Genomic DNA, 15823 nt, shown 5'->3' with positions numbered 1-15823 from the left:
AGAGTTGGGGCATAGTATTCAACGATAAACCTCCTGCATATTCAGTTTGAAAAATAGAGTCTTATCCCTTTAGTTTTAAAATTTCGACAAAAAAGTTATAATAGAAAAAAAGTGAATGCCGTTCAAAGGGCATTTGCAGTTGAAAGAAGGGAGCATATATGGGATTTCCCAAAGAAGGAGAAAAAGTACAAATACATAGTTATAAACATAATGGCTCCATTCATAGAATGTGGGAAGAAACAACAATTTTAAAAGGGACACAGAGTCTTGTAATCGGAGCGAATGATCGTACAGTAGTTACAGAATCGGATGGCCGAACATGGATTACTCGTGAACCAGCAATTTGTTATTTTCATGCCAACTATTGGTTTAATGTGATTGGGATGCTTAGGGAAGATGGCGTATATTATTATTGTAATTTAAGCTCACCTTTTGCGTATGATCCTGAAGCATTAAAGTATATTGATTATGATTTAGATATTAAAGTATATCCAGATATGACATATACGCTTCTAGATGAAGATGAGTATGAAAAACATAGTCAAATTATGCAGTATCCACCTGTTATTGATACAATTTTAAAACGAAATGTAGCACATTTAACACAGTGGATTCATCAAAGAAAAGGTCCATTTGCACCAGACTTCGTAGATATGTGGTATGAACGATATTTAATGTACAGAAATTAAAACAAACCTGCAGGGGGCTTCCCGGCAGGTTTGTCCTATTAGAGGGGGGATTATGTGCAAGGCATAAAAAGATATTTACAATTTGTTAAACCATATCGATGGCTTATTGCTATTACAATTATTATTGGACTAGTTAAGTTCGGTATCCCACTTATTATGCCGTGGTTATTAAAGTATATTATCGATGATGTAATTCAAGGCGCGGGCTCACTTCAAGATAAAACATCTCAATTAATAACAGCGATTGGAATTGCTTTTTTTATTTTTGCGGTATTAAGACCACCGATTGAATATTATCGTCAATATTTCGCCCAACGTATCGCAAATACAATACTGTATGATTTGCGGAAGCATATTTTCGGTCACTTACAAAAGTTAAGTTTACGTTATTACTCCAATACAAAAACAGGGGAGATTATTTCGCGTGTCATCCATGATGTAGAACAAACGAAGGATTTTGTAATTACTGGTTTGATGAACGTCTGGTTAGATACTGCAACAATTGCTATTGCTATCATTGTTATGTTTTCTATGAATATAAAATTAACATTTGTTGCGTTATTGATTTTACCTATTTATGTAATTGCAGTGAAATATTTTTTCGGACGTCTTCGGAAATTGACGAAAGAGCGTTCACAAGCGTTAGCGACGATGCAAGGGTATTTGCATGAACGTATTCAAGGAATGCAAGTGACACGTAGCTTTGCGTTAGAAGAGTATGAGGGGAAGCAGTTTGAAAAAAGAAATAATGAATTTTTAACGAAAGCATTAACCCATACAAGTTGGACGGCAAGAACATTTTCGGCAGTAAATACGTTAACCGATTTAGGTCCGTTACTTGTGATTGGTTTTGCAGCATATGAAGTAATTCAAGGGCAGTTAACGCTAGGAACGATGGTAGCTTTTGTTGGATATATGGATAGTTTATATAGTCCGCTTCGCCGCCTTGTTAATTCATCTACAACATTAACACAATCTTTTGCATCGATGGACCGTGTGTTTGAACTGTTAGATGAAAAATACGATATTGTTAATGTACCAAATGCGGTACAAACGAAAAAATTAAATGGAGAAATTGTATTTGACAATGTTTCTTTTCGTTATAATGCAGATGAAAAAGAGATATTACACAACTTGTCATTAACTATGCAGCCTGGAGAGAAAGTAGCGCTTGTAGGAGCGAGTGGGGGAGGAAAGTCATCTCTTGCTAGTTTGATCCCGCGTTTCTATGATGTTTCTGAAGGCGCGGTTTATGTAGATGGCATAGATGTAAGAAAGTACAATATGAGAAATTTGCGTAGTCATATTGGAATTGTACTGCAGGATAATTTATTGTTTAGCGATACAATTGGAGCTAATATTTTATATGGAAATCCGAAAGCTACAGAGAAAGAAGTGATTGCAGCTGCCAAAGCTGCGCAAATTCATGATTTTATTATAGACTTACCAGATGGTTATAATACTGTCGTTGGAGAACGTGGTGTGAAGCTATCAGGCGGGCAAAGACAACGCGTGGCAATTGCACGAGTGTTTCTAAAGAATCCGTCGGTACTTATATTAGATGAAGCAACTTCAGCATTAGATTTAGAAAATGAAAGGTATATTCAAGAGGCGCTTCAGACGTTAGCTGCTGACCGGACAACGATTATAATCGCACATCGATTAGCGACGATTACGCATGTTGATACGATTATTTACATTGAAGACGGTGAGATTAAAGAGACTGGTTCTCATGAAGAGTTAATGCGAAAAAGAGGATTTTATTACAATTTATATCAACTTCAACATATAACAGAAACAGCTCCTTTACCATAAAAGGAGCTGTTTTTTTATTCGTCTTCTTTTTTATCATCGATTTGGAGTTCTTTTTCTGGTTTATGATATGTGTAGAAGCTATCTACAAGCAAATCTAAATGCTCTACTTCTTCGCTATAGTTAATGATGGAAGAAATAAGAGGGAAGAGATGTAACCATGTTTTATATGCTTCTTCATCGTCCTTATTTTGATATTCCATAAAGATATCAATTAATTCTTGTTTACCTGTTTCAACTTCATCAAGCATTTCAACTGATTGTTGTTTTTTTGCTTTACCAATAAATTTTAATAAAACTTGTTCATGATAATGCGTTAATGAGTCAAGTTCATTTTGGATAGATTCCTGAAATTCTTCCGGCATATAGCGCAGTTCATTTTCAGTACGGTGTAATGATTTTAACGTACTTAAAGCACGGCTTGTTGTCGCTAACATTTGTCTGAATAAAACGAGCTTACGAATTTTTGCGAACTTTACTTTTTTCGTATAGCTTCTTTCTTCTTTATACAGCAAATAGTAATGATTTAGTTTAATCATTTTTTCTTTCATACGATCAATATCAGTTTTTAGCGTTGTAAAATCAGAAGCCTGCCTGCTATTCATTCGAATCCATTTTACAATTTCTTCTGTATTATCAACGATACGATGATAAAGTTTTGTTTCATATTTTGGCGGCATAAATACTAAATTTACAAGTGAAGCCGCAATAATACCAATCATAATCGTCGCAAATCGAAGTAAGGCAAAACTAAAGAAATCTTCGCCTTGATACTCCATAATGGCGATAACTGTTACTAAAGCAATTGATATTGTGTTTTCTAATCGTAATTGTAATGTAAGAGCAATTACTAATATACATGTTAATCCAATAATAAAAGGATTATGTCCAAAAGCAGTAGCAAATGCGATAGCAAATATCGCACCAATTACATTTGCTTGAATTTGTTCAAGTGCTGTTAAATAAGAACGGTATACAGACGGTTGAACAGCAAAGATAGCTGAAATTCCCGCAAATACCGGACTCGGTAATTGAAGTAAAATACAAGCAAATAAAGCTAACGTGATGGCAATACCCGTTTTTAAAATGCGAGCACCAAGTTTCATACCCTTAATAAGATCCTTTCTCTTGTCATAATGAATGTACAACATGATACTATACATTCATTACAATATGTTAGCAAGTGATATTTTAGTGACGTTAAAAGAAATTAGTGTTCATTTTATCCCGCTAATTGTGAGTAGTAAGATTCCTGCCTCAAAAATTAGAAGCTAGATGCCGGTAAACGCTCGATTGGTGTAGGCTAATTAAAGTTTCACTTCATAATTTTTCCTAATTCCTTTTAAACATCAGTTTTTAGTAAAAAAACCTGCTGAATTTCAGCAGGTCTCAAATTGTTACTATAGATTACTATGAGAAGCGTACTTCGTCAATTTTTTCTTAATAATGAAAATTACTCATTTTACTCTGTTGAGATAGATGGGTCTGCCTGTTCTTTTTTCGGGATAATCTCAAAAAACTGGTTCTGTATATCATCTAATAATGCTGTTAATAAAGCAACTTCCTCATATTGCTCATGTTCGTTTAGTACACGAATATAGTCTAGCAATAATTCAGTTACATCTTTCAAACCATTTTTACTAATTGGTTGTAATGTAACATTTGCCCCTTTTGCAATTCTTCTTTTTAAGGCCTGTTCTGTTAGGCCTAAGTTTGAATCATGACGCAAATAAACAACACCGCCAGTCATGCCAGCGCAAATCCATGGACCAGGGTCACCTAAAACAAGCGCTCGCCCATTTGTCATATATTCAAAAGCAAAACCTTTAATATTGGAGTATGCCCCTATATTTCCTTGCTCTTTTTCACGGAGTGGTTTTGTTATTCTACCTCCAATTATCATGTCTGCCCCAGAAAGGCGAATGCCAGCGCGAGCATCAGCGTTCCCTTGCACGTATAGTGCCCCTTTTTGTGCACCATATCCAAATCCTTTTCCGACAGAACCGTTATAATATACTCCGTCTTTTCCTTTTGATTTCGTTATATAAATCCCACCACCAAAGGAAGTTTTACCAATGCCATCTTGTGCGCCGCCATTTACGTGTATAAATAAATTTTCACTATTGTAAGCGCCTAACCCATTTCCGGGAATAGAACCATTCGTATACTTTAATGTAAGTGGTTCAAGTTGAGTAGCTTCATATAGTTTACTGCGAACGCGATAACATGATTCTAGACCACCCATAACGCGTTGCTCTACACCAACGCCTACTAATTCTTTTGAGTCAGCGGAATGAACTGTCTTAAATTGTTTTTCTGGTACACCATCTGTTGTTGTAACAGATGGATGTTCTATTATTTGTAATAAATTACGTAAGTTTAATAAATTTTCGCCTCGAACTTGCTCTAATAAATCAGAACGCCCAACAATTGCTTGTAAATTTGTATACCCAAGCTGTCCTGTTAATCGTTTTAGTTCTATACCGAAAGAGGTGAATAAATTTAGCAGGCCAGTAACTGCGCTTTCTAATTCGCGTGGGACGAAGCGGCGTAACCCATGTTCCTTTGCTTGTGCTTCAGACTCGATTTGTGTTGCAATTCCGACATGGCAAGTATCTAGATGACACCCACGGCAAGTAGTGCAGCCGATTGCAATCATTGATAGTGTGCCAAATCCAATACGGTTTGCTCCGAGAAGCATGATTTTCAAGGCATCATTTACACTTCGAATACCACCATCTGCCCAAATCTCTACTTTATGTCTCATGCTCGCTTCTAATAAAGCGTTGTGAGCGGCTTTAACACCAATTTCTACAGGAAGACCTACATGTTGCAAGGCGTGAATACGTGCAGCACCTGTTCCGCCATCGAATCCGCTAATGTTAATAAAATCAGCACCAGCTTTGGCGATACCGACAGCAATTGTTCCGATATTAGGAACGACAGGGACTTTCACGGCTACTTTGGCAAGTTGATTAGCTGTTTTAATTTCCGTAATCATTTGAGCTAAATCTTCAATTGAATAAATATCATGGTTATTAGAAGGTGAAATTAAATCTGAGCCAATTGTCGCATTACGTGCTTCAGCGATTTTGGCTGTTACTTTTGAACCAGGTAAATGCCCACCTTCCCCAGGCTTTGCGCCTTGACCAATTTTGATTTCAATTAAGTTCGATGAGTTTAGTAGTTCGGCATTTACTCCAAATCGCCCAGATGCCACTTGTTGTCCACGTGTATGTGGATATTTTCCAATCATATCTTTAATTTCGCCGCCTTCACCGTTCAAGCTAATCATATTTAGCTGATCGGCCGCTTCTGCATATGCGCGAAAGGCAATTTCGTTTTGAGAACCAAATGACATAGAACTAATAATAAATGGAAAATCATGGTTTTTAATGCCGATAGATACTTCTTCAGTTGGAACGACATGTTTTGTTTGTTTCGTTTGAACAAGGTGTCTGATTGCGATGGGATTATTCTCTTCTAGTTCACTTAACTTGTCACGGTAATCATCATAAGAATTTCCTTTTGCAACATCGCCGATTGCTTTCCAAATTCGCGGGAATATATGAAATGATTTTCGCATTCTAATTTTAGGATTGTTATAATCATCCGCTCGCATTTTTGCATCTTCAGCAAGTGATTCAAGTGAAAAAGCTAAATCATTTGAACCGAAGAAATTTGTAATCTGTAATATATTTGCGATTTCTTCATGTAACCCAATAGATGAATAGAGACGTCCGTAACCACGTAACTCATGAATTCCAATTGTTGAAATGACTTTTTCTAATCCTTTATTAAGTGCATTATACAGATTCGTAATTGGTGTTTTTGTTCCGTCATTTACAGTCGCGAATAATAAATATGGATTAATACCATCTGCTCCTAATCCATATAGCGTGACAATGTCATGTAAGGAGCGAAGGGCACCAGAACGTATAACGAGAGAACAATTGCGGCGTAATTTATTTTCACTTAATGCTTGATGTACTTTAGCAGTAACTAAATGTGGATCAATCCACAATCTTTCATTTAGATGGGCTTTTGCGTCATCTAATACTAGTAGGGAAGCACCATTGTTAACAGCAGCTATCGCTTCAGAACTAATGCGGCTTAATGCACATTGTAGAGTTTCTGACGAGCTGAATGTAGCAGAGATTGTGGCGATAGAGTTATGAGTTTTAAATAGCTCTATGAGTTGTTCGTACGTAATTGTGTGTAATTCCTCTGCAATAGGTTGTGCCACGCTTCCTTCTAAAATAATTGGTGAAAGCATTTCAACTACAAATGGCCGTTTTGCGCCGCTTAATAAACTTGGACGCTCTCCAAGTACAGTACGTGTAGAGAAGTGTTCAATTTCACGGTCACGGTCAATTGCAGGGTTTGTAACAACAGCTACACTTTCTTTAATAAAGTCAGCGATATTTCGTCTATCAGTATCAAGTGCGGCAAGTGGTGAGTCATGCCCAAGTGAGCGTATTGGCTCAACGCCTTTTGTTGCCATCTGTTCAAGAAGTTGAATATGTTCTCGGTCCCATCCGAAAGCGACGTATTGTTTCGTTTCAACTTGAACAGAATCACATAGCCCTTGGATTTTTTTCGTTTCAGGGATAGATAAATTTAAATGGTAATTGGTAGTATCAATTCGCTTTTTAAAACGGTTATATACTTGGATTTGATATTTGTCATATTCATAAAGAACAAGTTCATCTTGTTCATTCCATTTTAATCCGACTTTTTCTCCAGGAGCGAGTGGTTTTGGTTCTGCTACATATTTAGTTGGTGATACAACTCCAGGTTCAGAAGAGAAAATATAAGAGCTCTCTGTCTCTACTTTCCATACTGGGCGTAATCCAAGGGAATCAACGCTGAAAACAGCTTCATCTTTAAAACGGGAAATGATGCCAGCTGGTCCTTGGGCAAAATGTCCCCATGCTTCACGTATATACGTATATAAATCTTGTAAAGGTGTTTCATAAAGTTTAATTTCATTAATAATTGGTGGGAATAGAATTTCCATTGCTTCAAATAAGCTGTAGTTGTATTGAACAAGTAGGGTTTCTAAGGTGCGGTTTAAATCTTGAGAGTCACTGCCTCCTGCAGTAAGTGGTACATCAATCATTTCGGCTTGATCGCGTAATTTCGCAATTGTGTTAATTTCACCATTATGTCCGAGAATGCTAAATGGTTGTACACGAAAAAAATTAGATAATGTATTAGTAGAGTAGCGGTTATGTCCTAATGTCATAGTTGAAGCGATAAGCGGATGTTGTAAATCATTATAGTAGGCAACAAGCGTATCACCAGCACCTAGAACTTTATATACAACATGATCACGACTTAATGAAGCAACATGAATTGCTTCGTTTTCCTCTATTTTTATTGTGACAGAAAATAATGTTTGCTCAATATTTGTAATTTCGTTTTCTGAGATAAGGGCAACTTGCCAAAATAAAGGTTCTTCTTGTTTACCAAGTGGACCGAGCGCATCTGAGTTTGTTACATCATCATTTTCGAAAATGATAGTAAAGTTTTTGTTGTTTAATTGCGTACGAATATAATTTTTTAAGGCAGTAATGTCTTCTTTTTTATTTAGAAAAAAATGTCCAACGATAAAGTGGGGATGATCCACAATCGTTGGATTATATCCGCTACTTTTTAGTTTTTCATTCCAAAGCGTTTTTGGTACATCAATGTGAATGCCGATGCCATCGCCCTCGCCATTAATGAAACCAGCTCTATGATTCATTTTGACGAGTGATTGTATGCAAAGGTCAATGTTTTCTTTTGTAGCAATTTTTCGTTTCTCCATAACGGAAACGATTCCACACGCATCATGTTCTGCATTTCTATAATCTCGAAATAAAGACGGTGTCCATGTATTTTTTTTATTGAGCATCCGTCAATCCCCCCTCTTGTAAAAGTTAGAATAATCTTACTATTTAAGGTGCGAATCACCTTGTACACAGAGATAGTAATGCTGTAAAAGAATATAAAACAGATAATTATGAATAATTATACTATTAATACGGAATTTATGAAATAGAAAAAAGGAAAAAAGAAAGGTGAGCTTTCTTTTTTCCTTTTAATGACGGGATTATTTATTGTCTGCTAGGGCAGCAAATGCTCTGCCGACAGCTTCGATTGTATATTCAATATCTTCTTTTGTATGTTCTGTAGTTAAGAACCATGCCTCGTATTTAGAAGGTGCTAAGTTAACTCCTTCTTGAAGCATAAGCTTGAAGAATTTACCGAACATTTCACCGTCTGTATCTTGTGCGGCATCGTAATCTTCAATTGTGTTTGTTGTGAAGTATACAGTTAAAGCCCCTTTTAGACGGTTTAATGTAATGTCGATATTATGTTTCGCTGCTTGCTCTAAAATTCCTTTTTCAAGCATTGCACCAAGTTCATCTAATTTCTCATAAAGCCCTGCTTGTTGAAGTACTTCTAGACAAGCGATACCTGATGCCATAGAAGCAGGGTTTCCTGCCATTGTACCAGCTTGGTATGCAGGTCCAAGCGGAGCAACTTGTTCCATAATTTCTTTCTTACCACCGTAAGCACCGATTGGTAAGCCGCCGCCAATAACTTTACCAAGCGCTGTTAAGTCAGGTGTCACACCAAGTAAGTCTTGAGCACCACCGTACATAAAGCGGAAAGCAGTAATAACTTCATCATAAATTACTAGTGCGCCAGCTTCGTGAACAAGTTCATTCACTTTTTCAAGGAATCCTGGTTTAGGCTCTACAATACCGAAGTTTCCAACGATTGGTTCTACAAGGATAGCTGCTACTTCATGACCCCATTTATCTAAAGCCTCTTTTAAAGTTTCTACATTATTAAATGGAACGGTAATAACTTCTTGTGCAATACTTTGTGGTACGCCAGCTGAGTCAGGAGTTCCTAAAGTAGAAGGACCAGATCCAGCTGCCACAAGTACTAAATCAGAATGACCGTGGTAACAACCAGCGAATTTCATGATCTTTGTGCGACCTGTATAAGCACGAGCAACACGAATCGTTGTCATCACTGCTTCTGTACCAGAGTTTACGAAACGGACTTTATCTAATGCAGGCATTGCTTCTTTTAACATTTTTGCGAATTTTACCTCTAGCGCTGTTGGTGTTCCATAAAGTACCCCATTTTCAGCAGCTGTTGTAATTGCTTTTGTTATATGCGGATGAGCATGTCCAGTAATAATAGGACCGTATGCTGCTAAATAATCGATATATTTATTTCCGTCTACATCCCAGAAATAAGCGCCTTTCCCACGTTCCATAGCAACAGGAGCGCCGCCGCCAACTGCTTTAAAAGAACGAGAAGGACTATTAACACCGCCAACGATATGCTCTAAAGCTTCTTTATGTAATGCTTCTGACTTTGTGAATTTCACTACAATTCATCTCCTTACAAAAATCTATGTATTATTCTAACATGTTTTTTGAAAAGACGTATTGTTTGTGATAGCGCAGGCAGTTGGGTAAACTATTCGTTGTGACATTTAGGAGGGGGGTCCGATTATGAAATCGGTAATTGAGGTACAAGGGTTACGTAAAGAGTTTACAGCCTATTCAAGTCGTCCGGGCTTAAAGGGTGCATTTCGCGATTTATTAAATCGTAATTATAAAATAGTACCAGCAGTAAATGATGTATCTTTTACTGTAAAGCAAGGTGAAATGGTTGGTTATATCGGTGAGAACGGTGCTGGTAAATCAACAACAATTAAAATGCTTACGGGGATTTTAACTCCGACATCAGGGCAAATCACAGTAAATGGAATGAACCCACATAAACAAAGAGAAGAATTTGTAAGAACAATTGGTGTTGTTTTTGGACAGCGTTCGCAACTTTGGTGGGATATTGCAGTACAAGAATCGTTTCGTTTATTAAAGAAAGTGTACGGTGTATCAGACGCTCAGTATAAGGAGCATATGGAGCACGTAATTGAAACGTTAGATATAGGGCCTTTATTAGATAAACCAGTTCGAAAATTATCTCTTGGTCAAAGGATGCGTTGTGAATTAGCGGCAGCCTTAATTCATAATCCACCGTTATTATTTTTAGATGAGCCAACAATTGGGTTAGATGTACTTGTGAAATTGAAAATACGTGAATTTTTAAAAGAAATGAATGAACGTTATAAAACAACAATTTTATTAACAACACACGATATTACTGATATTGAAGCTTTATGTGAGCGCGTTATCATGCTGGATGAAGGGAATATTATGTATGACGGTTCTTTAAGTAATCTTCGTACGCAGTGGGGAGCAGAGAAGGAAATTCACTTTCAGTTTGTTGCACCAGTTTCCTATCAGGCTTTATCAATGGTTATGCCAGATAATCATGTTGTTTGGTCGAAAGCGAAAGAGGAAAATGCATGGGTTGCAAAAATTCCGAATGAAGAAGTTATTATTTCAATGCTTATTTCTAAAGTAGTACAAGCATTTCAAATTAAAGATTTAAAAATTAACGAAGTGTCTACAGAGGAAATTATTCGTAACATTTATGAAGAAGGTATTACGCATGGGTAAGTATATTGAAATGATTCGAATTCGCTTTTTAATGATGCTTGCGTATCGTACAAATTACTATAGCGGGATTTTAATTTATACGATTAATATCGGTGCTTACTATTTTTTATGGCAAGCAATTTATAGCGGAAAAGAGAATATTGAAAGTTTATCTATTTCGCAAATGACCACGTATATCGCAATCGCGTGGATGGCACGTGCCTTCTATTTTAATAATATAGATAGGGAAATTGCGATGGAGATTCAAGAAGGACGTGTGGCTGTAGAATTAATTCGTCCGTATAACTATTTGGGAATGAAAGTTATGCAAGGTCTTGGCGAGGGAATATTCCGTTTTGCCTTCTTTTCCATTCCAGGCATGGTTATCGTTACGTTATTATTTTCGTTGCAAATTACAACGAATTTTCAAACTTGGTTATATTTCTTCTTATCTTTAATATTTAGCTTTATTATTAATACACAAATTAATTTAATGACGGGAATGCTTACGTTTTTCCTATTTAATAATAGTGGAATTATGTATGCAAAACGCGTTGTTATTGATTTATTTTCAGGTCTATTATTACCAATTAGTTTTTATCCGTTATGGGCCCAAAAAGCAATGATGTTTTTACCGTTTCAGGCTATTAGTTATATTCCAAGTATGATTTTTTCTGAAGGTATACAGGGGAGTAAGTTGTATGAGGCTTTAGTATTTCAAGTGATTTGGGCGATTGTACTTATTATTCCAATTGTACTCATGTGGAGAACGGCGAGAAAACGTCTAATTGTACAAGGGGGATGATGAGATGCTATATATAAACTTATTTTTACAATATGCAAGTCAATATATAAAAACGAAATTGGAGTATCGAGGCGATTTTATCGTTGGTTTACTTTCTGATTTATCGCTTCAAGCAGTTAATTTAATATTTATTCTCGTTGTATTTGGGCATACACAAGCATTGAAGGGATGGAGTCGAGAAGAGGTAATCTTTATTTATGGTTTCTTTTTAGTACCATTTGCCATCTTTTCAGCTTTCTTTAATATATGGGATTTTAATGATCGATATATTATTAAAGGGGAGATGGATCGTGTATTAACGCGACCGATCCATAGCCTATTTCAAATTATATTAGAAAGAATGGAACTTGAATCTTTAATTGGAGCTATTACAGGGATTGTTGTAATGGGATATGCAGCTGTGGAGTTACAATTATCTTTTTACTGGTATGATTTCTTCTTATTTATATTGATGGTAGGAGGAGGAGCACTTGTATATGGAGGGATATTTGTTACGCTGGCGAGCCTTGGTTTTTGGTCGGATGCGAAAAGTTCAATTATGCCTCTTATGTATAACATAGGTAATTACGGGCGCTATCCTGTTAATATTTATAATCGTGTAATTCGTTTCATTTTAACGTTTGTTTTACCGTTTGCATTTGTTGGAGTATATCCAGCGGCATACTTTTTAAGAAAAACAGAATGGAATAGTTATGCATTTGCGACGCCAATGGTTGGTATTATCTGTTTTACGATTGCAATCACCCTCTGGAACCAAGGGGTAAAAAGGTATCGTGGCGCGGGTAATTAATTATAGAAGCTTGTTCGTTTCTAAGGGATAAATCAGTTCTCCACCTCATACATATAAAATGAGGTGGAGGACATGTTATGGGGATTTATTCTATTAATTGCAGCAATCGCTATTTTGAAAAGTGTCCAATTATTATGGAGTTCCTATTCGGATTCAACGCGTTTTTTTTCGCTCTATAATTTGGCCACATTATTTTTAATCTATACAACAGTACTAATCGCATTTGGATTAAGTTACGTTGTATTAGAGGAAATGGGTTTCGCAGTTTTGAAAGAGGACGGAGAAAGTTTGAACGCTCATTCTTTTCAACTCGTCGAAGTTTGTTTATATTTTAGCGCAGTTACTTTATTGTCTGTTGGATATGGTGACATATCTCCGATTGGAATTGGGCGATGGATTGCAATCGCAGAAGCGCTAATTGGATATACACTCCCTTTTGCTTTTGTGATGAGGTCTGTAATAGACAATGAAAAATAAGGAAGCATTTGTTATAGTAAAGGAAAAGAGTAGGAGTGATAACTATGATTACAGTAGGAGAAATGGCACCAGAATTCACATTAGAGGGAAGTAACGGAGAAGAAGTTCGCCTAGCTGATTTCCGCGGTAAAAATGTAGTTCTCTATTTTTATCCGAAAGATATGACGCCAGGATGTACAACTGAAGCATGTGATTTTCGTGATGCGTATGGAGTATTTCAAGAGAAGGATACGGTTATTCTTGGAGTAAGTCCTGATTCAGCGAATAGACATTTGAAATTCATTGAGAAACATGAATTGCCATTTACACTTTTAGTAGATGAAGATCATAAAGTAGCAGAGTTATACGATGTTTGGAAGTTAAAAAAGAACTTTGGGAAAGAGTATATGGGAATCGAGCGTTCTACATTCCTTATTAATAAAGACGGTGAACTTGTAAAAGAGTGGCGTAAAGTGAAAGTGAAAGGACATATTGAGGATGTTCTTTCTTATATAAAATAAATCTACATTGGAGATAAAATATGCAGAAACAAGGCAAGTGTCTATACATATTTTACTCCCTTACATAAAGTGGAAGTGTAGGGCATACCTCCTCAGATGATAGTATTCCAAGTGCGATTATGTCGCACTTTTTTCTATGGAATATATGAAGAAAAAAGGGAAAGATACATAAAAACAAGTCCTGAATATAAAAATAAACTACATACTTATAGTAGAAATATTGACGATTTATAAGAAAAGGAGTACACTCTTTATAAGAATTATAAAATAATAATCCGTATAGAATCGGGGTGCATGACGGTGGTCAAAGAAGAATTAAAAGAAGCGCTAGAAATGCTGAAAAATACGGGTGTACGCATTACTCCACAGCGTCATGCTATTTTAGAGTACCTTGTGGAATCAATGACGCACCCAACAGCGGATGATATTTATAAAGCATTAGAAGGTAAGTTTCCAAATATGAGTGTTGCAACTGTCTATAATAACTTACGTGTGTTTAAAGAGGTTGGACTTGTAAAGGAATTAACTTATGGAGACGCTTCAAGTAGATTTGATTATGTTACAAGTCAACATTATCATGTGATTTGCGAAAAATGTGGTAAGATTGTTGATTTTCCTTATGGAGGCTTGGAAAAGCTGGAAGAGGAAGCTGCGAAAACGACAGGCTTCGTTATCAATAGTCATCGCTTAGAAATTTATGGCGTTTGTCCAGAGTGTCATAAGGCGTAATATATAATAAAGAAAGAGGCTGACGGCTATACGTCAGCCTCTTTCTTTATTATATAAGGATTAGCGTGAGGTTAATCGGGATTTACAGTGCTAAGTTAGTAAGGAGGGTTAGATAAAAGTTTGTCGAATTTACTTTGTGTTAGTGGAAATGAATTCTGGGAGGGGACATTTTGAAGAAATATGAGATTAAAAATAACATTCCAACATTGGAAGAATATAAATATTTATGTGATTCTGTGGGATGGACTAATTATATGAACTTTGAGGTGGCGGAAATATCACTTCAAAATTCGATTTACTGTATAACAGTCAAGGATAATAATCAAATCATCGGCATGGGGAGAATTGTTGGTGATGGGGCTATCTATTTCTATATTCAAGATATAGTGGTTCATCCAGAGTATCAAAAGAATGGTATTGGAAAGAAAATAATGAATACTTTAGTAGAATACTTAAATCAGAATGCTCCAGATAAAGCATTCATTGGTTTGTTTGCGTCGCAAGGTAAAACATCATTCTACGAAAAATATGATTTTAAAGATTATTCGCCTAATATGACAGGGATGTTTACTGTTATTTCGAAAAAATAGGTGTAATAAATTTAATAAAACAATTAAAAAGTTGATTTTTAAGAAATCAACTTTTTAATGAGTTGAAACGTTTGTAGTGTTGCAAATTCGTATTTCCCTTGATACTTATGATTTATAACTCTTCTTATTATACTTTTCATCAAATTCTTTTCCTTCTAGATCTCGATCTAGTGTTAAAGGTTGATTGCAGTGCATACATGCATCGACACGGCCGAGCATTTTTGTTGGCTTATCACAGCTTGGGCAAATAATTTGGATAGTCTTAGTAGATAACATACCAATCCAAAAGTAAACGACAGTGCTAGCGATAACAGCTAAAAAGCCAACCATCATAAACGTTGTCATAATAATAATGTTTTCGCGGAAAAAGACACCTAAGTATGCAATGAAGAGGCCGATAAATACTAAACTTAATGCAAAGGTCCGGATTTTATTGATTTTGTTTGAATACTTAATGCTCATTCTCACCACGCTCCTATACTAATAATATAACATAAAATTTAGAATTTTCACTCTCGTGTAAATTGATAAAGGGATAAGATATGAAATGAATAGGAGGGGGACCATGAAGAATGAATGGACGCTATAATGATTTTTACAGCGGTTTTTAAGTTTTTAACGGGATGTGAATTTTTTTTATAAAAAGTATTGACCATGTATATACTGCATGATATATTAATAACCGTCGCTGATGCGGAAACGCAGAAAACGACAAAAAAGAAATTGAAAAACTTAGTTGACATTGAAAAATGAAGATGTTAACATAAGGAAGTCGCGAATGAGCGACTAAGTAGTTCTTTGAAAACTGAACGAAACAAACAACGTGAAACGTCAATTTTTATTTTAGATGCTAGACAAACTAACTTTATTGGAGAGTTTGATCCTGGCTCAGGATGAACGCTGGCGGCGTGCCTA

General features: G+C 36.0%; 13 protein-coding genes. 9 read left to right on the top strand and 4 right to left on the bottom strand.

Translation table 11 applies throughout. The features are described from left to right. Positions 1-158 precede the first annotated feature (158 nt). Together ntdP and GBN78_RS16125 are read left to right on the top strand one after the other, a co-directional pair. On the top strand, positions 159-689 hold the full coding sequence (gene ntdP, locus GBN78_RS16130; protein ID WP_000506624.1) for a nucleoside tri-diphosphate phosphatase: 531 nt from the start codon (positions 159-161) through the stop codon (positions 687-689). 54 nt (positions 690-743) lie between these two features. Further along, positions 744-2504, top strand: coding sequence for an ABC transporter ATP-binding protein (locus GBN78_RS16125; RefSeq protein WP_001161596.1), 1761 nt, complete (start codon positions 744-746; stop codon positions 2502-2504). A gap of 14 nt (positions 2505-2518) precedes the next feature. On the opposite strand, the gene GBN78_RS16120 is transcribed toward GBN78_RS16125, so the two are convergent. The 3 genes from GBN78_RS16120 to hemL all read right to left on the bottom strand — a co-directional run bounded on the left by GBN78_RS16120 (position 2519) and on the right by hemL (position 9897). Further along, entirely contained in the window at positions 2519-3607 is a 1089-nt protein-coding gene (locus tag GBN78_RS16120) for an aromatic acid exporter family protein (RefSeq protein WP_000765787.1), read from the bottom strand. Positions 3608-3963: 356 nt separating this feature from the next. Beyond that, the gene (locus tag GBN78_RS16115; protein WP_098299471.1) at positions 3964-8400 is read right to left on the bottom strand and encodes a glutamate synthase-related protein; all 4437 of its coding nucleotides are present in this window, start codon (positions 8398-8400) and stop codon (positions 3964-3966) included. 198 nt (positions 8401-8598) lie between these two features. Next, positions 8599-9897: a glutamate-1-semialdehyde-2,1-aminomutase gene (hemL, locus tag GBN78_RS16110; protein WP_000673236.1), complete on the bottom strand. Its 1299-nt coding sequence runs from the start codon at positions 9895-9897 to the stop codon at positions 8599-8601. A gap of 127 nt (positions 9898-10024) precedes the next feature. Between hemL and GBN78_RS16105 the strand changes: the two genes are divergently transcribed. The 7 genes from GBN78_RS16105 (at position 10025) to GBN78_RS16075 (ending at position 14908) form a co-directional block, all read left to right on the top strand. Beyond that, a complete protein-coding gene (locus GBN78_RS16105) occupies positions 10025-11038 on the top strand; it encodes an ABC transporter ATP-binding protein (protein ID WP_000843658.1) in 1014 nt (337 codons plus the stop codon). Next, entirely contained in the window at positions 11031-11822 is a 792-nt protein-coding gene (locus tag GBN78_RS16100) for an ABC transporter permease (RefSeq protein WP_000521519.1), read from the top strand. Before GBN78_RS16105 ends, GBN78_RS16100 begins: the two co-directional genes overlap by 8 nt. Before the next feature lie 4 nt (positions 11823-11826). Next, positions 11827-12612 (top strand): ABC transporter permease, encoded by a 786-nt coding sequence (locus tag GBN78_RS16095; protein ID WP_000965775.1) that lies wholly within the window; start codon positions 11827-11829, stop codon positions 12610-12612. 72 nt (positions 12613-12684) lie between these two features. After that, positions 12685-13089, top strand: coding sequence for a potassium channel family protein (locus GBN78_RS16090; protein WP_000964343.1), 405 nt, complete (start codon positions 12685-12687; stop codon positions 13087-13089). Between the two features lie 44 nt (positions 13090-13133). Further along, the gene (gene bcp / locus GBN78_RS16085) at positions 13134-13589 is read left to right on the top strand and encodes a thioredoxin-dependent thiol peroxidase (RefSeq protein WP_000633710.1); all 456 of its coding nucleotides are present in this window, start codon (positions 13134-13136) and stop codon (positions 13587-13589) included. Positions 13590-13889: 300 nt separating this feature from the next. After that, positions 13890-14318 (top strand): peroxide-responsive transcriptional repressor PerR, encoded by a 429-nt coding sequence (gene perR / locus GBN78_RS16080; protein WP_000237829.1) that lies wholly within the window; start codon positions 13890-13892, stop codon positions 14316-14318. Between the two features lie 170 nt (positions 14319-14488). Continuing rightward, positions 14489-14908 carry a GNAT family N-acetyltransferase gene (locus GBN78_RS16075; RefSeq protein WP_000759738.1) on the top strand — a complete coding sequence of 140 codons (420 nt, stop codon included), beginning with the start codon at positions 14489-14491 and terminating at the stop codon, positions 14906-14908. Between the two features lie 105 nt (positions 14909-15013). Here the strand turns inward: GBN78_RS16075 and GBN78_RS16070 are convergent, their stop codons facing one another. Beyond that, entirely contained in the window at positions 15014-15370 is a 357-nt protein-coding gene (locus tag GBN78_RS16070) for a YgzB family protein (RefSeq protein ID WP_000025058.1), read from the bottom strand. Between the last annotated feature and the right edge of the window lie 453 nt (positions 15371-15823).

The organism is Bacillus sp. B2-WWTP-C-10-Post-4 (assembly GCF_009183805.1).
Taxonomy (GTDB): Bacteria; Bacillota; Bacilli; order Bacillales; family Bacillaceae_G; genus Bacillus_A; species Bacillus_A cereus.
The sequence above is the reverse complement of the archived record's forward strand: the minus strand, read 5'-3'. Positions and strand labels throughout refer to the sequence as shown.